General features: G+C 66.6%; 14 protein-coding genes. 13 read left to right on the plus strand and 1 reads right to left on the minus strand.

Going from position 1 to position 18,151, the window contains the following annotated elements; translation table 11 throughout:
* Together ACIA1L_RS08465 and ACIA1L_RS08470 are read left to right on the plus strand one after the other, a co-directional pair.
* On the plus strand, positions 1–201 hold a 201-nt coding region (locus ACIA1L_RS08465), incomplete at its 5' end, for a hypothetical protein (RefSeq protein WP_396071930.1).
* On the plus strand, positions 198–896 hold the full coding sequence (locus ACIA1L_RS08470) for a hypothetical protein (RefSeq protein WP_396071931.1): 699 nt from the start codon (positions 198–200) through the stop codon (positions 894–896). The genes ACIA1L_RS08465 and ACIA1L_RS08470, both read left to right, overlap by 4 nt.
* 17 nt (positions 897–913) lie before the next feature.
* On the opposite strand, the gene ACIA1L_RS08475 is transcribed toward ACIA1L_RS08470, so the two are convergent.
* A complete protein-coding gene (locus ACIA1L_RS08475) occupies positions 914–1,645 on the minus strand; it encodes a VOC family protein (RefSeq protein ID WP_396071932.1) in 732 nt (243 codons plus the stop codon).
* A gap of 322 nt (positions 1,646–1,967) precedes the next feature.
* Here ACIA1L_RS08475 and rplJ point away from each other — a divergent pair, with 322 nt between their 5' ends.
* The 11 genes from rplJ to rpsJ all read left to right on the plus strand — a co-directional run bounded on the left by rplJ (position 1,968) and on the right by rpsJ (position 18,148).
* Positions 1,968–2,513, plus strand: a complete 546-nt coding sequence (gene rplJ, locus ACIA1L_RS08480; protein WP_396071933.1) for a 50S ribosomal protein L10 — start codon at positions 1,968–1,970, stop codon at positions 2,511–2,513.
* Between the two features lie 57 nt (positions 2,514–2,570).
* Entirely contained in the window at positions 2,571–2,957 is a 387-nt protein-coding gene (gene rplL / locus ACIA1L_RS08485; RefSeq protein WP_396071934.1) for a 50S ribosomal protein L7/L12, read from the plus strand.
* A gap of 619 nt (positions 2,958–3,576) precedes the next feature.
* Positions 3,577–7,017: a DNA-directed RNA polymerase subunit beta gene (locus ACIA1L_RS08490; protein WP_396071935.1), complete on the plus strand. Its 3,441-nt coding sequence runs from the start codon at positions 3,577–3,579 to the stop codon at positions 7,015–7,017.
* Positions 7,018–7,107: 90 nt separating this feature from the next.
* Entirely contained in the window at positions 7,108–11,004 is a 3,897-nt protein-coding gene (locus ACIA1L_RS08495; protein ID WP_396071936.1) for a DNA-directed RNA polymerase subunit beta', read from the plus strand.
* 811 nt (positions 11,005–11,815) lie between these two features.
* Complete coding sequence (locus ACIA1L_RS08500) at positions 11,816–12,127, plus strand: hypothetical protein (protein ID WP_396072447.1); 312 nt, start codon at positions 11,816–11,818, stop codon at positions 12,125–12,127.
* 47 nt (positions 12,128–12,174) lie between these two features.
* Positions 12,175–12,636 carry a hypothetical protein gene (locus ACIA1L_RS08505; RefSeq protein ID WP_396071938.1) on the plus strand — a complete coding sequence of 154 codons (462 nt, stop codon included), beginning with the start codon at positions 12,175–12,177 and terminating at the stop codon, positions 12,634–12,636.
* A gap of 404 nt (positions 12,637–13,040) precedes the next feature.
* The gene (rpsL, locus tag ACIA1L_RS08510; protein ID WP_014440718.1) at positions 13,041–13,415 is read left to right on the plus strand and encodes a 30S ribosomal protein S12; all 375 of its coding nucleotides are present in this window, start codon (positions 13,041–13,043) and stop codon (positions 13,413–13,415) included.
* 1 nt (position 13,416) lies between these two features.
* A complete protein-coding gene (gene rpsG / locus ACIA1L_RS08515; protein WP_133873229.1) occupies positions 13,417–13,887 on the plus strand; it encodes a 30S ribosomal protein S7 in 471 nt (156 codons plus the stop codon).
* A gap of 112 nt (positions 13,888–13,999) precedes the next feature.
* Positions 14,000–16,096, plus strand: coding sequence for an elongation factor G (gene fusA / locus ACIA1L_RS08520; RefSeq protein WP_396071939.1), 2,097 nt, complete (start codon positions 14,000–14,002; stop codon positions 16,094–16,096).
* A 120-nt stretch (positions 16,097–16,216) separates the two neighbouring features.
* Positions 16,217–17,410 carry an elongation factor Tu gene (gene tuf / locus ACIA1L_RS08525; RefSeq protein ID WP_396071940.1) on the plus strand — a complete coding sequence of 398 codons (1,194 nt, stop codon included), beginning with the start codon at positions 16,217–16,219 and terminating at the stop codon, positions 17,408–17,410.
* Between the two features lie 429 nt (positions 17,411–17,839).
* Positions 17,840–18,148, plus strand: coding sequence for a 30S ribosomal protein S10 (rpsJ, locus tag ACIA1L_RS08530; protein ID WP_007073037.1), 309 nt, complete (start codon positions 17,840–17,842; stop codon positions 18,146–18,148).
* Positions 18,149–18,151: the final 3 nt, after the last annotated feature.

Raw genomic sequence — 18,151 nt, forward strand, 5'->3', positions numbered from 1 at the left:
GAGTCGCCTATCCGCGAGTCGGAGTCGCCTATCCGCGAGTCGGAGTCGCCTATCCGCGAGTCGGAGTCGCCTATCCGCGAGTCGGAGTCGCCTATCCGCGAGTCGGAGTCGCCTATCTGTGCGCCGGAGTCGCTCGTGGACGTGGCGGAGTCGTCGGCGGGTGTGGACGAGCCGCACGTGCGCGGAGAGGAGCCGCGGTGATCGCGCTGGTCCGCATGCGCCTGGCCGGTTTCGTCCGGGGCGGTCGCGCCTTGCCGCCGCTGCTGGCAGGTCTGGTCCTGCTCGGCGTTCTGCATGGCGGCGGGCAGTCCACGGCAGCGGCCGCCTATGGCTACTCCGCCGCGGTGCTCTTTCCCGTCTTCGCCTGGTTGACCAAGGTCGTCCTCGACACCGAGCCCGACGTGCAGCGGCGGCTCGCCCGGGTTGCGGTGGGGCCCATCCGGGAGTCCCTTGCCGGCGCGGTGACCGCTTTGCTCACCGGATTGCTGCTCACTGCGGCGGCCCTGATCGCTCCGCTCCCGTTCGGTGCCATTCGAGGGCCCGAGCCCGGGTCGGCTGAGCCCTCGACGGCCACCGGCGCGGTCCTCGGTCTGCTGGCTCACCTGGTGGCACTCGCCGCCGGTGTGGGGCTGGGAGCGCTAGGCAGCCGGGCGGTGACGCGGACGGTCCGGGCCGGCGTGACAGTGCTCGCGGTCGGATCGGTCCTCGGCATCGTGCTGGGCCTGCGCGACTCTGTAGCGCCGTGGCTGGTGCCGCCGGTGCTGGCCTTCGCCCGCGCGCTGGGCCGGGTGCCCGTGCCTGCCTTCGGGACGTTCTGCCTCCTCGCCGCCTGGGCATTGGCGTGGTGTGGGGCGGTCTTCGGGACGTACCTGTGGCTGCGTCGGCACCGTGCTTGACCTTGCCGGTCGGAGGATCAGCCGGGAGCGAGGAGGCAAAACTCGTTGCCCTCCGGGTCGGCCATGACCGTCCACGCGACCTCGACCGGGTCAAGGTCGATGGGGGTGGCGCCGAGTGCCCGCAGTCGGGTTGCCTCGACCGTCAGGTCGTCACCCGGATAAGGCCGCACGTCGAGGTGGACGCGATTCCACCCGGTCTTCATGTCGGGTGTGCGGAGGAACTGCAGATAAGGACCGACGCCCTGGGCGGAGCGGAGCACCGCATGGTGGTCGGTCACCTTGTGCAGGGTCCAGTCCATTGCGGCACCCCAGAATTGGGCCATGGCTCGTGGATCCCGGCAGTCGACCACCACCGTGGCGATCGGCCCGGTTTCCGGCAGGAGCGAGTCCAGCACGCAGAATTCGTTGCCTTCCGGATCGGCCATGACCGTCCACGGGACATCGCCCTGGCCCACGTCGGCGAGTGTCGCGCCGAGCTCCCTCAGCCGTGCGACCGTCTCCGCCTGCTGGGCCGCCGAGGTGGTGGCGAGGTCGACGTGCACCCGGTTCTTTCCTGCCTTGGGTTCCGGGGAGGCGATGAGATCAATGCAGACGGCGACGGGGTCGGGGTAGCTGAAGCCCGCTGGTTCGAGGTTGGTGACGCCCGGTCCTTCGCTGCTGAGGTTCCAGCCCAGTGCCGCTGCCCAGAAGCTGCCCAGCGCTGATTCGTCGTGGGCCTTCATGTTGATCTGCACTAGCCGCGTCGCCATGTCGACGATGCTAGTGACGCCGAAGCCAGACCGGGGTCCCTCGGGTTCGGGGGCCGATTTGGTGTGTGCGGCGGGTACGCGTACTCTTCGGTGTTGAAGTTCCACCCATAGACCGCTGGTCGTCGCAGTCACCGTTTCAAGACGGGGGTTGTGGCCGAAGGTCCCGCAGCAGGCGGGCGACCCGCGCAGGGAGAACGGCTCGTGTTCATGCCGGCGTCTCGTTACGCCCATGTCCGCCCCGTGCGCCCTGCGCCGGGGCGTTTCTCGTGTTTCGGGTCCGCGAACAGTTCCAGCGGATCTTGAGCATTGAGAGAGGAGGGACATGGCGGACAAGCCGGTCCGGGCCGATAAGGCCACTGCCGTCGCCGAGCTCACCGAGCAGTTCCGGAACTCCTCGGCAACCTTGCTGACCGAGTACCGCGGTCTCACGGTTTCCGAGATCACTGAGCTGCGGCGATCGCTGGGCAACGAGACCAAGTACTCCGTGTCGAAGAACACGCTCGCGAAGCGGGCTGCGACCGACGCGGGCATCGAGGGCCTCGACGAGCTCTTCGCCGGTCCTACCGCGCTCGCCTTCGTCAGCGGCGACCCGGTCGAGGCGGCCAAGGGCCTTCGGGCCTTCGCCAAGGCCCACCCCGTCCTGGTGATCAAGGGCGGCGTCTTCGAGGGCAAGGCCATCACGGCCGCCGAGGTGGGCAAGATCGCCGACCTCGAGTCCCGCGAGGTGCTGCTGGCCAAGCTGGCCGGCGCCATGAAGGGCAACCTGACCAAGGCTGCGGGCACCTTCCAGGCCCCGCTGGCCCAGGTCGCACGCCTGGCGGCTGCACTGCAGGACAAGCGCGCGCAGGACGGTTCCGCCGAGGCCTGATCCGGCCTTACGCGGACTTCGACTTACATTCACCAAAGCTAAGAAAGGTTGCCTGATATGGCGAAGCTCAGCACCGACGAGCTGCTCGACGCGTTCAAGGAAATGACCCTGATCGAGCTCTCCGAGTTCGTGAAGCAGTTCGAAGAGGTCTTCGAGGTCACCGCCGCCGCTCCCGTCGCGATGATGGCTGCCGGTGGCGCGGGCGGCGACGCTGCCCCGGCCGAGGCCGAGAAGGACTCGTTCGACGTCGTCCTCGAGGCCGACGGTGGCAAGAAGATCCAGGTCATCAAGGTCGTGCGCGAGCTGACCGGCCTGGGCCTCAAGGAGGCCAAGGACGCCGTCGAGGCCGCCCCCAAGGCGATCCTCGAGGGTGTCAACAAGGAGAAGGCCGAGGAGGCCAAGGCCAAGCTCGAGGGTGAGGGCGCCAAGGTCACCCTCAAGTGACCTGACGCTTCACGCTTTTCTCGCCACAGGCGGGGGCCCGGAATGGGTCCTCGCCTGTGCGTTTTCCGGTAGGCGGTGCCGGCCCGTCGGGCCGCTGTCCAGGGGTCGGACACCCGACGGACAATTGCCCTGACCAGGAGTAATTCCCGCGGTCGGGCGACTATGCCGCGTCCGGCAAGGGACGGCACAGGTCCGACCCGCGGCGCAACCCTTGACTGTGTGTCCGACGACAGGCACGCTGACATCAGCAAGTTTCCGCGCTTGCGACAGCCGACCTGTGGGTATGCCTGCTTATGCCGGGTCCCGCAGACTGGCACCGAGGAAGATACGCCGCGTTTTGAGCGGCCCCGCACGAGGCACTGACCTTGGAAGCGCAGGTCAGCGACCTTCGGGGCACGTTCCGCAGGCTTCCTCCGGTGTGGGCTGGACAGCGGTTAGCCGAGCGGCTACACTGCTAGTTTGCGCTGCCTTCTGCCTTGAGCCCTGCAGGGACATCCATCCGGATGACTTCCTGGGGGTTCATTGGAGTGCCCAGAGCGGTAACCAGCGGTTAGCAGCGCAGACAGTTGCACCAGCAGCTCAGCCGCATCAGCAGCACCGGTCCTCGGAAGGACGCATCTTGGCAGCTTCCCGCCCTGCGAAGACCAGTCGTACGTCGAGCGCTTACGCTCCCCGCCGTATCTCTTTCGGCAGGATCACCGAGCAACTTGAGGTCCCCAACCTCCTTGCCCTCCAGACGGATTCCTTCGACTGGTTGGTTGGCAACGAGGCGTGGCAGGCCCGATCGACGGACGATCCGCATGCCCTGTCGGGCCTCGCAGAGATCCTCGAAGAGATCAGTCCCATTGAGGACTTCTCTGGCACCATGTCGCTGTCCTTCTCCTCCCCGCGCTTCGACGAGGTCAAGGCCTCGATCGAGGAGTGCAAGGAGAAGGATCTGACCTACTGCGCACCGCTGTTCGTGACCGCGGAGTTCACCAACAACACCACTGGCGAGATCAAGAGCCAGACGGTGTTCATGGGTGACTTCCCGATGATGACCCCCAAGGGGACGTTCATCATCAACGGCACCGAGCGCGTCGTGGTGAGTCAGCTCGTCCGCTCGCCGGGCGTGTACTTCACCAAGGAGCCGGACAAGACCTCCGACCGCGACCTTTCCAGCGTCAAGGTCATCCCGAGCCGGGGTGCCTGGCTCGAGTTCGACATCGACAAGCGCGACACCGTTGGTGTTCGCATCGACCGCAAGCGTCGGCAGGCCGTCACGGTCCTGCTGAAGGCGGTCGGTTGGTCGGCGGACCAGATCCGCGAGCGGTTCGGCTGGTCCGAGCTGCTCATGACGACGCTCGAGAAGGACCACATCGCGGGGCAGGACGAGGCCCTCCTAGACATTTACCGCAAGCTCCGCCCTGGCGAGCCCCCGACCCGGGAGAACGCGCAGACCCTGCTCGACAACCTCTTCTTCAACCCGAAGAGGTACGACGTCGCCAAGGTCGGTCGCTACAAGTTCAACAAGAAGCTCGACATCGATGTCCCGATCGTCCGGGGCACGCTGACCGAGGAAGACATCGTCAAGACCGTGGACTACCTGTGCCGGCTGCACGCCGGTGAGGAAGGCTACGAGCCCGACGACATCGACCACTTCGGTAACCGGCGCCTGCGTACGGTCGGCGAGCTGATCCAGAACCAGGTCCGGGTCGGCCTGTCCCGCATGGAGCGCGTCGTCCGCGAGCGCATGACCACGCAGGACGTCGAGGCGATCACGCCGCAGACGCTGATCAACATCCGCCCGATCACGGCGGCGATCCGCGAGTTCTTCGGCACCTCGCAGCTGTCGCAGTTCATGGACCAGACCAACCCGCTGGCGGGCTTGACCCACCGGCGCCGGCTGAGCGCGCTCGGCCCCGGTGGTCTGTCCCGCGAGCGGGCTGGCTTCGAGGTCCGCGACGTGCACCCGTCCCACTATGGCCGGATGTGCCCGATCGAGACCCCGGAAGGCCCGAACATCGGCCTGATCGGTGCCCTCTCGACCTTCGCGCGGGTGAACCCGTTCGGCTTCGTCGAGACGCCATACCGCAAGGTGGAGAACGGCGTCGTCACCGACGAGGTCCACTACCTGACCGCGGACGAGGAAGACCGGTTCATCAAGGCGCAGGCGAACGCCACGCTCGCCGCCGACGGAACGTTCGCCCAGGACCGCGTCCTGGTCCGCCGTAAGGGCGGTGAGGTCGACTACGTGCCCGGCACCGACGTCGACTACATGGACGTCTCGCCGCGGCAGATGACCTCCGTCGCGACCGCGATGATCCCGTTCCTCGAGCACGACGACGCGAACCGCGCGCTCATGGGCGCCAACATGCAGCGTCAGGCAGTGCCGCTGGTCAAGGCCGAGGCGCCGCTGGTCGGCACCGGCATGGAGTACCGCGCTGCGGTCGACGCCGGTGACGTGGTCGTGGCCGAGGTCGGCGGTCTGGTCGAGGACCTGTGTGCCGACTACGTGACGGTGCACCAGGACGACGGCCACCGCCGGACCTACCTGCTGCACAAGTTCCGTCGCAGCAACGCCGGCTCCTGCGTCAACCAGAAGCCCGTCGTCTTCGAGGGCGACCGGGTCGAGGCCGGCCAGGTCATCGCCGACGGTCCGTGCACCGACGAGGGGGAGATGGCCCTCGGCCGTAACCTCCTGGTCGCGTTCATGTGCTGGGAAGGCCACAACTACGAGGACGCGATCATCCTGTCGCAGCGCCTCGTGCAGCAGGACGTCCTCACCTCGATTCACATCGAAGAGCACGAGGTCGACGCCCGTGACACCAAGCTCGGCCCGGAAGAGATCACCCGCGACATCCCCAACGTCAGCGAGGAAATGCTCGCCGACCTGGACGAGCGCGGCATCATCCGGATCGGTGCCGAGGTCGTGCCCGGCGACATCCTGGTCGGCAAGGTCACGCCCAAGGGTGAGACCGAGCTGACCCCGGAGGAGCGGCTGCTCCGCGCGATCTTCGGTGAGAAGGCCCGGGAAGTCCGGGACACCTCGCTGAAGGTGCCGCACGGCGAGACCGGCACGGTCATTGGCGTCCGGACGTTCTCCCGCGAGGACGGCGACGAGCTGCCCCCGGGCGTGAACGAGCTGGTCCGGGTGTACGTCGCCCAGAAGCGCAAGATCCAGGACGGTGACAAGCTCGCCGGACGCCACGGCAACAAGGGCGTCATCTCCAAGATCCTGCCGGTCGAGGACATGCCGTTCCTGGAGGACGGCACCCCGGTCGACATCGTGCTCAACCCGCTCGGTGTGCCCTCGCGAATGAACATCGGTCAGGTCCTGGAGACCCACCTCGGGTGGATCGCCAAGACCGGCTGGTCGGTCGAGGGCGACGACGCCGACTGGAAGCGGCAGCTGCGGGCCATCGAGGCGCACGAGTCCCCCGCGGACTCGAACACCGCGACCCCGGTCTTCGACGGCGCGCAGGAGGAGGAGATCAAGGGTCTCCTCGAGTCCACGCTCGTCAACCGGGACGGCAAGCGGCTGGTCAACGGCGACGGCAAGGCGCAGCTCTTCGACGGTCGCTCCGGCGAGCCGCTGCCCGACCCGATCTCCGTCGGCTACGTCTACATCCTCAAGCTGAACCACCTGGTCGACGACAAGATTCACGCTCGGTCGACCGGCCCGTACTCGATGATCACGCAGCAGCCGCTGGGTGGTAAGGCGCAGTTCGGTGGTCAGCGGTTCGGTGAGATGGAATGTTGGGCGATGCAGGCCTACGGCGCCGCTTACGCGCTGCAGGAGCTGCTCACCATCAAGTCCGACGACGTCCTGGGCCGCGTGAAGGTCTACGAGGCCATCGTCAAGGGCGAGAACATCCCGGAGCCGGGTATCCCCGAGTCCTTCAAGGTGCTTCTCAAGGAACTGCAGTCGCTGTGCCTGAACGTTGAGGTGCTCTCCAGCGACGGTGTGGCCTTGGAGATGCGCGAGACGGACGACGAGGTCTTCCGGGCCGCGGAGGAACTCGGCATCGACCTGTCCCGGCGCCCGAACGAGGGCGTCAGCAGCGTCGAAGAGATCTGACGGACGGCGCCCCGGGTGGTGTGACCACCGCCCGGGGCGCCCCCGCCGCCTGGAATTTATCCGAGCAACGAAACACGAGGGATAGTCCAAGTGCTCGACGTCAACTTCTTCGACGAGTTGCGCATCGGCCTTGCTACCGCTGACGACATCCGGCAGTGGTCGCACGGCGAGGTCAAGAAGCCCGAGACGATCAACTACCGCACGCTCAAGCCCGAGAAGGACGGACTCTTCTGCGAGAAGATCTTCGGTCCGCAGCGGGACTGGGAGTGCTACTGCGGCAAGTACAAGCGGGTCCGGTTCAAGGGCATCATCTGTGAGCGCTGCGGCGTCGAGGTGACCCGGTCCAAGGTCCGCCGTGAGCGCATGGGCCACATCGAGCTGGCCGCGTCGGTCACGCACATCTGGTACTTCAAGGGTGTGCCGAGCCGGCTGGGCTACCTGCTCGACCTGGCTCCCAAGGACCTCGAGAAGATCATCTACTTCGCCTCGTACGTGGTCACGAGCGTGGACGCCGAAGCGCGTCACCGCGACATGTCCACCATCGAGAACGAGATCTTCGCCGAGAAGCGGCAGTCCGAGAACAGCCGTGACTCCGAGATCGAGAAGCGCGCCGCCAAGCTCGAGCAGGACCTGTCGGAGCTCGAAGCCGAGGGTGCCAAGGCCGACGTGCGCCGCAAGGTCAAGGAAGCCGGCGAGCGCGAGATGCGCCAGATCCGGGACAAGGCCCAGCGCGAGATCGACCGCCTCGACGAGGTGCTCGACACCTTCCGCAAGCTCGACGTGAAGCAGCTCGTCACCGACGAACTGCTCTACCGCGAGCTGCGGGACCGCTTCGGTGAGTACTTCACCGGCGGCATGGGTGCCGAGGCGATCAAGGCGCTGCTCGAGAACATGGACCTGGACGCCGAGGCCGAGCTGCTGCGCGAGATCATCCGCACCGGCAAGGGCCAGCGGAAGATCCGTGCGCTCAAGCGGCTCAAGGTCGTCGCCGCGTTCCTGAACACCCGGAACTCCCCGCTGGGCATGGTCCTGGACTGCGTCCCGGTCATCCCGCCGGACCTGCGCCCGATGGTGCAGCTCGACGGTGGCCGCTTCGCGACCTCCGACCTGAACGACCTGTACCGCCGGGTGATCAACCGGAACAACCGCCTCAAGCGTCTGATCGACCTCGGTGCCCCCGAGATCATCGTGAACAACGAGAAGCGGATGCTGCAGGAGGCCGTCGACGCACTGTTCGACAACGGTCGCCGCGGCCGGCCGGTCACCGGTCCGGGTAACCGCCCGCTGAAGTCGCTCTCCGACATGCTCAAGGGCAAGCAGGGTCGCTTCCGGCAGAACCTGCTCGGTAAGCGTGTCGACTACTCCGGCCGTTCCGTCATCGTCGTCGGCCCCCGGCTCAAGCTGCACCAGTGCGGCCTGCCGAAGCAGATGGCGCTGGAGCTGTTCAAGCCGTTCGTGATGAAGCGTCTGGTGGACCTCAACCACGCGCAGAACATCAAGTCGGCCAAGCGGATGGTCGAGCGCCAGCGCCCGGTCGTGTGGGACGTCCTCGAAGAGGTCATCAGCGAGCACCCGGTGCTGCTGAACCGCGCGCCGACGCTGCACCGCCTGGGCATCCAGGCCTTCGAGCCGCAGCTGGTCGAGGGCAAGGCGATCCAGATCCACCCGCTCGTCTGTACGGCGTTCAACGCCGACTTCGACGGTGACCAGATGGCGGTCCACGTGCCGCTGTCCGCCGAGGCGCAGGCCGAGGCGCGGATCCTGATGCTCTCGTCGAACAACATCCTCAAGCCGGCCGACGGCAAGCCGGTCACCATGCCCACCCAGGACATGGTCATCGGGCTGTACCACCTGACCCACCTGACGCCGGGCGCGAAGGGTGAAGGCCGGGTGTTCAGCTCGGACGCCGAGGCACGGATGGCGTTCGACAACGGCGAGCTGCACCTGCAGGCGCCGGTCAGGATCCGGCTCCGCGAGGTCATCGGTGTCGACAACGGTGCCGGCAAGGCCCCGTGGGAGGCTCCGGAGGACTGGACCCAGGACCAGCCGCTGCTCGTCGAGACCACCCTGGGCCGGGTGATCTTCAACGAGACGCTGCCGCCGGGCTACCGCTACGTCAACTACGAGATCCGCAAGGGTCAGCTCTCCGCGATCGTCAACGACCTCGCCGAGCGCTTCCCAAAGGTCGCCCTGGCCGCGACCCTGGACGCGCTCAAGGAGGCCGGCTTCCACTGGGCCACCTGGTCCGGTGTGACGATCGGTATGGGCGACGTCATCGGTCCCCCGCGCAAGCCGGAGATCATCGCCCGCTACCAGGGCGAGGCGGACCGCATCGACAAGCAGTACCAGCGGGGTCTGATGACCGCCGAGGAACGTCGCGGCGAGCTCATCGACATCTGGACCAACGCGACCAAGGAAATCTCCAAGGAGATGGAGACGGCGCTGCCGCAGGAGAACCCGCTCTGGGTGATGATCAACTCCGGCGCTCGCGGTAACCTCCTCCAGCTCCGGCAGATCGCTGCGATCCGTGGTCTGGTGGCCAACCCCAAGGGCGAGATCATCCCGCGCCCGATCACCTCGTCGTACCGCGAGGGCCTGACCGTTCTGGAGTACTTCATCTCCACGCACGGTGCCCGTAAGGGTCTCGCTGACACCGCGCTGCGGACCGCCGACTCGGGTTACCTGACCCGACGTCTGGTGGACGTGTCGCAGGACGTCATCATCCGCGAGGAGGACTGCGGCACCGAGCGCGCGATCCCGATGGCGGTGGGCGAGCGGGAGGCCGACGGCACCCTGATCGTGCACAAGCACGCGGAGACCGGCGTGCACGCCCGGACCCTGGCCGACAACATCGACGACGCGCAGGGCAACCGCGTGGTGTCGCGTGGTGACGACCTCAACTCGATCCTGGTCGACAAGCTTGTCGCCGCCGGTGTCGAGAACGTCCGGGTGCGCAGCGTCCTGACGTGCGAGTCGAAGCTGGGCGTCTGCGCGGCCTGCTACGGCCGGTCGCTGCCGACCGGCAAGTCGGTCGACATCGGCGAGGCGGTCGGCATCATCGCCGCCCAGTCCATCGGTGAGCCGGGTACGCAGCTGACGATGCGTACCTTCCACACTGGTGGTGTCGCGGGTGAGGACATCACCCAGGGTCTGCCCCGTGTGCAGGAGATCTTCGAGGCCCGCGTCCCGAAGGGCAAGGCGCCGATCGCCGACACCCCGGGCCGCATCCGGATCGAGGACGGCGAGCGTTCGCGCAAGATCGTCGTCATCCCGGACGACGGCAGCGAGGAGATCGTGTACGACAAGATCTCCAAGCGCGTGAAGCTGCGGCCGAACGTGCACGACGGTGGTCACGTCGAGGTCGGCGAGAAGCTGACCGAGGGCACCATCGACCCGCACGAGCTGCTGCGCATCATGGGCCCGCGCGCGGTCCAGGTCCACCTGACCAATGAGGTCCAGGAGGTCTACCGCTCGCAGGGTGTGCTCATCCATGACAAGCACATCGAGATCATCATCCGCCAGATGCTCAAGCGGGTGACGGTCATCGACTCGGGTGCCGCGGAGTTCCTGCCGGGTGTCCTGGTCGACCGCGCCCTCTTCGAGTCGGAGAACCGCCGACTCGTGGGCGAGGGCGGCGAGCCCGCCGCCGGTCGTCCGGTCCTCATGGGTATCACCAAGGCCTCGCTGGCGACCGACTCCTGGCTCTCGGCGGCCTCCTTCCAGGAGACCACCCGGGTGCTCACCGACGCGGCGATCAACTCGCGCAGCGACTCGCTGGTGGGCCTCAAGGAGAACGTCATCATCGGTAAGCTCATCCCGGCCGGTACCGGTATCTCCAAGTACCGCAACATCCGGGTCGAGCCGACCGAGGAGGCGAAGGCCAAGGTGTACTCGATGACCGGGTACCCCGAGACCGACTACGGCTTCGGGCCGGCCAGCGGGCAGGCTGTGCCGCTGGACGACTTCGACTTCGGGTCGTACCGCTAAACAACGCACCACGGGTGGGGCGGTCGCTGACAGCGGCCGCCCCACCCGTGTTTCATGGGTCGATCTGCTCTTGCGGCGGGAGAAGGCCGAGCTGCGGAGGATAGTGCGGCAGAGCGGCTCTCAGGGAGCCTGCGGCCAACGGAGGGACCGGGGGAGATGGGCGGGTTGACCCGCCACGGACTGCGCTGCGCTGAAGGATCGGTAGTCCGCTAGTGCGGTGTACCGCGAGTGTTGCAAGTCTTGCGCTCGCGGCAGTGGGCTGTGTCTCGCCTCATCCGTTGGTGAGACACCGACTCGGTGTCTGCTGGAGCGCCGACGGAGACGTCGACCAGGTGCTGGCGCCGACCAGGAAATGGAAATTCTGTGCGCTGGAATGGACAGTAATGCGATTTCCTGCACAGGAAAATGTAATCGCCAGGCCGTTCAGCACGTGATCTCAATGCGCCAAGCCGAAGCCGATGCCGCACTTTCCTGAGGCCTGAAACCGTTGGCTGGTAAGGGTTTGAGTCAATGCTGTTGGGCGTATCCGTTCGGTCGTCGTCGGCCTGCGGTCACCTGTAGGCGTCTGCGAGGTCCTGTGTCGAGACCGGACTGCTTTGCGGATTGCCGCACGTTGGACACGGCTATCGCTGGGTTTGAGAATGGCAATTTTTCTGAGATTTACATCACAGTTGCCCGCTGTGAGAGGTCCGGTCAGCGAGCCATCCTGCTGGCAGGAAAGGCGAAAACCGGGCTGACTGGGGTGCTCGAGCGGGGGGATGCCGGTAAGGATGGGGGAGTGAGTGTGTTCACCGCGCCGCCGCGCCACCCGATGGACCCCGACCCGGTGCCTTCGACGAAGGCACGCGCCGTTTTTGCCCTTGGGCTGGCCGGTTTGTTGACCGGCCCGCTGGTGGGCGGAGTGATTCCCGCCACGCTGGCGCTGCTGCTTGGTCGGCAGGTGCATCGCGAGCAGTGGGTGGCCGAGGGTTACCTGACCGGGGGTAAGTGGCTGCACCGCGGCCGCCGGATGGCCTGGGTGGGCATCGTGTTCGCCGTTACCACCCTCGTGATCACCGTGATCGCCGCGTTGTTGCACCTCGCGGGCGCGCCGGGTCAGGACTTCGCTCCCGGCACCAACTGACGCCGGGCGCGGCTGCGGCTCGCCCGTGCGGGTGACAAGCTGGGCCCATGACGTATTACCCGTCCGGTGGACCAACGCCGGCCGTGCCGCCGCCACCGCACGACGGCGCGTGGACGCCGGGCCGGGTCGACCGGGTCGCCGGCACCGATTACGGCCTGGTCCAGCTGCAGGTCGTGCCGGCGATGTCTGGGCAGGCCACGGGCTCGTTGATTGCGGGGATCGCGTCGATTCTGGTGTCCCTCCTGGTGCTTTGCTTCGGCGCCGTTGGTGCTGAGGACGGCTGGGGCGTGTTAGCCGCCGGGGCGTTTGCGCTGCTGTCGGGGCTGCTCGGCGTCGGGGCGATCGTCACCGGCGTTCTCGCCATGCGCCAGATCCGAAGTTCAGGACAGGGCGGGCGGCTGCGGTTCAAGGGGCGCGGCGTCGCGGTGGCGGGCTGCTCGTGCGGTGCGGTCGGAGCGGGGATCGCCGTCCTGTCGGTCGCCGTCAGCGCCCTGCTGGGGGCGTCTTAGTGAGCTGGCTCGCAGTGTTCGGAGGATCGCTCGGCAGGACCGATAGCCCGCCCGGTACAGTTGAACGTGCGGAGGTATCCGACCGTGTCTCGTGGGGGTCATTTTGACCCGTGGGGATGTGGTGGGTAATCTTCTTCCTCGTGCCTGGGCTCGCCCGGGCAAGTCGTGCGTGCGCCCTTAGTCGTAGGCAAGACGAACAAGAAGATCAGGGCAGCAACGCCGGGCTTGACGAGCCCGACACAAACAACCCGCCGCGTGTTCGAACGGACGCGCCGGGAAACCGTGAGCTGGGCGACACGCCCGACCGCGGGTGTGGGAGTCCCGCCAGGGACTGCCTGCACACAAGGCATAACGAGACGGTGCGGCCGCTAGAAAACGGCGGCCGAAGGGAGCGGAGAAACCCGGTGCCCACGATCCAGCAGCTGGTCCGCAAGGGCCGCCAGGCGAAGACGAGCAAGACCAAGACGCCGGCGCTGAAGGGAAGTCCCCAGCGGCGCGGCGTGTGCACGCGCGTGTACACCACCACCCCCAAGAAGCCGAACTCTGCGCTGCGCAAGGTCGCTCGTGTGAAGCTCAGCAGCCAGATCGAGGTGACCGCGTACATCCCGGGCGTCGGCCACAACCTGCAGGAGCACTCGATCGTGCTCGTGCGTGGCGGTCGTGTGAAGGACCTCCCGGGCGTCCGCTACAAGATCGTCCGCGGTTCGCTGGACACCCAGGGTGTCCGCAACCGCAAGCAGGCCCGCAGCCGTTACGGCGCGAAGAAGGAGAAGAGCTGATATGCCGCGTAAGGGCCCTGCTCCGCGCCACCCTGTGGTTGCGGACCCGGTTTACAACTCGCCGCTGGTCACCCAGCTGGTGAACAAGATCCTGGTCGGCGGCAAGCGTCAGCTCGCCGAGCGGATCGTCTACGGCGCCCTCGAGGGCTGCCGCGAGAAGAACGGCACCGACCCCGTGGTCACGCTCAAGCGCGCCATGGACAACGTCAAGCCGACCCTCGAGGTCCGCAGCCGCCGTGTCGGTGGCGCGACCTACCAGGTGCCGGTCGAGGTCCGTACCCCGCGGCAGACCACGCTCGGCCTGCGCTGGCTGGTCCAGTACTCCAAGGCCCGCCGCGAGAAGACCATGATCGAGCGGCTGCAGAACGAGCTGCTCGACGCCAGCAACGGCCTCGGTGCTGCGGTCAAGCGGCGCGAGGACACCCACAAGATGGCGGAGTCCAACAAGGCCTTCGCGCACTACCGCTGGTAAGACCCCCGTTACCGGCCCGGCGACCGCCGGGCCGGGACGCTGGTTTCATCGGCCTTTTCCGCGGAATCCGCGGAATTCAAGGTCGACCTGACGACGAAGAGTAGGGATTGCAGTGGCTGCCGCAGACGCGCTCGCCAAGGTTCGCAACATCGGCATCATGGCGCACATCGACGCTGGTAAGACCACGACGACCGAGCGCATCCTGTTCTACACCGGCATCACGTACAAGATCGGTGAAGTCCACGAGGGCGCGGCCGTCATGGACTGGATGGAGCAGGAACAAGAACGCGGTATCACCATCACTTCCGCCGCCACCAAGTGCGAGTGGAAGGGTCACACGATCCAGATCATCGACACGCCTGGCCACGTCGACTTCACGGTCGAGGTCGAGCGGTCGCTGCGTGTGCTCGACGGTGCGGTCGCGGTCTACGACGGTGTCGCCGGCGTCGAGCCGCAGACGGAGAACGTCTGGCGGCAGGCGGACAAGTACAACGTCCCGCGCATGTGCTTCGTCAACAAGCTCGACCGGACCGGCGCGGACTTCTTCCGCTGTGTCCAGATGATGATCGACCGGCTCAACGCCACCCCGCTGGTGCTGCAGATCCCGATCGGCCTCGAAGGCGACCACATCGGTGTCGTCGACCTGATCGGCATGCGCGCCCTCACCTGGCGCGGCGAGACCGCCAAGGGTGAGGACTACGCGGTCGAAGAGATCCCGGCCGACCTCGCCGAGTCCGCCGCTGAGTGGCGCGACAAGCTCATCGAGACCCTGGCCGACGTGGACGACGCGGTCATGGAGAAGTACCTCGAAGGCGAAGAGGTCTCCCAGGACGAGATCAAGGCCGCCATTCGGCGGGCCACGATCGCCAGCAAGGCCAACCCGGTTCTCTGTGGCTCGGCGTTCAAGAACAAGGGCGTGCAGCCCATGCTCGACGCCGTCATCGAGTTCCTGCCGTCGCCGCTGGACATCCCGGCCATCGAGGGCACCGCGACCGATGGCGAGACGCCGATGAGTCGTAAGCCCTCGAACGACGAGCCCTTCTCGGCCCTGGCGTTCAAGATCCAGACCGACAAGCACCTCGGCAAGCTGACCTACGTCCGGGTCTACTCCGGCACGCTCGAGACCGGCACCCAGGTGGTCAACTCCACCAAGGACCGCAAAGAGCGGATCGGCAAGATCTACCAGATGCACGCGAACAAGCGTGAGGAGCGCACCACCGCGCAGGCCGGCGACATCATCGCCGTCCAGGGTCTGAAGCAGACCACCACCGGTGACACGCTCTGCGACCCGGCCAAGCCGGTCATCCTGGAGTCGATGACCTTCCCGGAGCCGGTTATCCAGGTCGCCATCGAGCCGAAGACCAAGTCGGACCAGGAGAAGCTGGGCACCGCGATCCAGCGCCTGGCCGAGGAGGACCCGACCTTCCGCGTCTTCAACGACGAGGAGACCGGTCAGACGATCATCGCCGGCATGGGCGAGCTCCACCTGGACATCCTGGTGGACCGCATGCGCCGCGAGTTCAACGTCGAGGCCAACATCGGTAAGCCGCAGGTGGCGTACCGCGAGACCATTCGCGGCACGGTGGAGAAGTACACCTACGTCCACAAGAAGCAGACCGGTGGCTCCGGCCAGTACGCGAAGGTCGTCGTCAACGTCGAGCCGCTGTCGCTCGAGGCTGACGGCCCCACGTACGAGTTCGTCAACGCAGTGACCGGTGGCCGCATCCCCAAGGAGTTCATCCCCTCGGTGGACCACGGCGCGCAGGACTCCCTGCAGTACGGCGTCCTCGCCGGCTACCCGCTGGTCGGCGTGAAGTTCACGCTGGTCGACGGCCAGTACCACGAGGTCGACTCCTCCGAGATGGCGTTCAAGATCGCCGGCTCGATGGCGATGAAGGAAGTGGCTCGCAAGGCCGACCCCGCGCTGCTCGAGCCGATGATGTCCGTGGAGGTCACCACTCCCGAGGACAACATGGGCGACGTCATCGGCGACCTCAACTCCCGCCGTGGCATGATCCAGTCGATGGAGGAGCGTCACGGCGCCCGCGTCGTCAAGGCCCTCGTGCCGCTCTCCGAGATGTTCGGCTACGTCGGCGACCTCCGGTCGAAGACTGCTGGCCGGGCTAGCTACAGCATGCAGTTCGACTCCTACGCCGAGGTTCCGCAGGGCGTGGCGAAGGAGATCATCGCTAAGGCCACTGGCGCCTGACGCGTTGAGGCGCATGCGGTCCGTCGAGGACCGCACGCGCACGAGCAGTCGACAGAGTCCTAATCGCCTTATCGGGCGTGCCGGGCGACAGAAGAAACCCCAGTCCACAGGAGGACACCAGTGGCGAAGGCGAAGTTCGAGCGGACTAAGCCGCACGTCAACATCGGCACCATTGGTCACATCGACCACGGTAAGACGACGCTGACTGCGGCCATCACGAAGGTACTGCACGACGAATACCCGGACCTGAACCCGTACACCCCGTTCGACGAGATCGACAAGGCGCCTGAAGAGAAGGCCCGTGGTATCACGATCTCGATCGCGCACGTCGAGTACCAGACCGCGGCGCGGCACTACGCGCACGTGGACTGCCCCGGCCACGCTGACTACATCAAGAACATGATCACCGGTGCTGCGCAGATGGACGGCGCGATCCTGGTGGTTGCCGCGACCGACGGCCCGATGCCGCAGACCAAGGAGCACGTGCTCCTGGCCCGCCAGGTCGGCGTTCCGTACATCGTTGTCGCCCTGAACAAGAGCGACATGGTCGAGGACGAGGAGCTCCTGGAGCTCGTCGAGCTCGAGGTCCGCGAGCTGCTCAGCACCTACGAGTTCCCGGGCGACGACCTGCCGGTCGTGCGTGTCTCGGCGCTCAAGGCGCTCGAGGGCGACCCGGAGTGGACCGGCAAGCTCATGGAGCTGATGAACGCGGTCGACACCGCGATCCCGCAGCCCGAGCGTGAGACCGAGAAGCCGTTCCTCATGCCGATCGAGGACGTCTTCACGATCACCGGTCGCGGTACGGTCGTCACCGGCCGGGCCGAGCGCGGCATCCTCAAGCCGAACGAGGAGGTCGAGATCGTGGGTATCCGCGAGAAGTCGACCAAGACCGTTTGCACCGGCATCGAGATGTTCCGCAAGCTGCTCGACGAGGCCCGCGCGGGCGAGAACGTCGGCCTCCTGCTGCGCGGTATCAAGCGCGAGGACGTCGAGCGCGGCATGGTCGTGGTGAAGCCGGGCTCCAGCACTCCGCACACGGAGTTCGAGGGCCAGGTCTACATCCTGTCAAAGGAAGAGGGCGGCCGTCACACGCCGTTCTTCCAGAACTACCGCCCGCAGTTCTACTTCCGCACCACGGACGTCACCGGCGTCGTCACGCTGCCCGAGGGCACCGAGATGGTCATGCCGGGCGACTCCACCTCCATGTCGGTCAAGCTGATCCAGCCGATCGCCATGGAGCAGGGCCTGAAGTTCGCGATCCGTGAGGGTGGCCGCACCGTCGGCGCCGGAACGGTCACGAAGATCAACGTCTGATTGAGGATCGCCTCCGCCGACTCCCTCGCGCAGTGATGTGCGACTCAAGAGTGGGCGGAGGCGACCCCCAACGGTGACCCCGATTAGCTTTGCCGCGATCGATACGGCATACTAGTCAGGTTGCGTCCGCGCAGGGTGGTTGGCGGCCTTAGCAATGTGACTGCCTCGGCAGTTTGGCAGCTAGCCACCCTCGCCCGGTGTCCGGCGTGTGTAAGCGCCGCCGGTCGCCCCGATCCCGACGGATGGGGTTGCTCCCCTGGAGCTGCTCCGCGGGCATGACCGCTCCAGATCCTTGGGGCGGAGCCTGGTTCCACAGCGCGACACGCCCGACCGCGGGGGTCGGACAACGCAGGATCAACGGTCCTGCGGGCATGCGAGGGCCACCGCTTTCGCACGTAGCGGCATCGAGAGAAGGAAACAGAAGCCACCATGGCGGGACAGAAGATCCGCATCCGGCTCAAGGCCTATGACCACGAGGTCGTCGACTCCTCGGCACGGAAGATCGTCGAGACGGTGACGCGGACCGGGGCGCAGGTCGCAGGCCCGGTGCCGCTGCCCACGGAGATCAACCGTTTCTGCGTGATCCGTTCGCCGCACAAGTACAAGGACTCGCGCGAGCACTTCGAGATGCGCACGCACAAGCGTCTGATCGACATCATCGACCCGACTCCGAAGACGGTCGACTCGCTCATGCGCCTCGACCTGCCGGCTGGCGTCGACATCGAGATCAAGCTGTAGGGA

It is taken from the genome of Actinoplanes sp. NPDC051859, from assembly GCF_044452725.1.
Taxonomy (GTDB): Bacteria; Actinomycetota; Actinomycetes; order Mycobacteriales; family Micromonosporaceae; genus Actinoplanes.

Bases quoted from the DNA above. Each gene is read 5' to 3' on its own strand.
- ACIA1L_RS08500 (WP_396072447.1), top strand. From the start codon at position 11,816: ATGGACCCCGACCCGGTGCCTTCGACGAAGGCACGCGCCGTTTTTGCC.
- rpsJ (WP_007073037.1), top strand. From the start codon at position 17,840: ATGGCGGGACAGAAGATCCGCATCCGGCTCAAGGCCTATGACCACGAG.
- rplJ (WP_396071933.1), top strand. From the start codon at position 1,968: ATGGCGGACAAGCCGGTCCGGGCCGATAAGGCCACTGCCGTCGCCGAG.
- ACIA1L_RS08505 (WP_396071938.1), top strand. From the start codon at position 12,175: ATGACGTATTACCCGTCCGGTGGACCAACGCCGGCCGTGCCGCCGCCA.
- ACIA1L_RS08475 (WP_396071932.1), bottom strand. From the start codon at position 1,645: ATGGCGACGCGGCTAGTGCAGATCAACATGAAGGCCCACGACGAATCA.
- rpsG (WP_133873229.1), top strand. From the start codon at position 13,417: ATGCCGCGTAAGGGCCCTGCTCCGCGCCACCCTGTGGTTGCGGACCCG.
- rplL (WP_396071934.1), top strand. From the start codon at position 2,571: ATGGCGAAGCTCAGCACCGACGAGCTGCTCGACGCGTTCAAGGAAATG.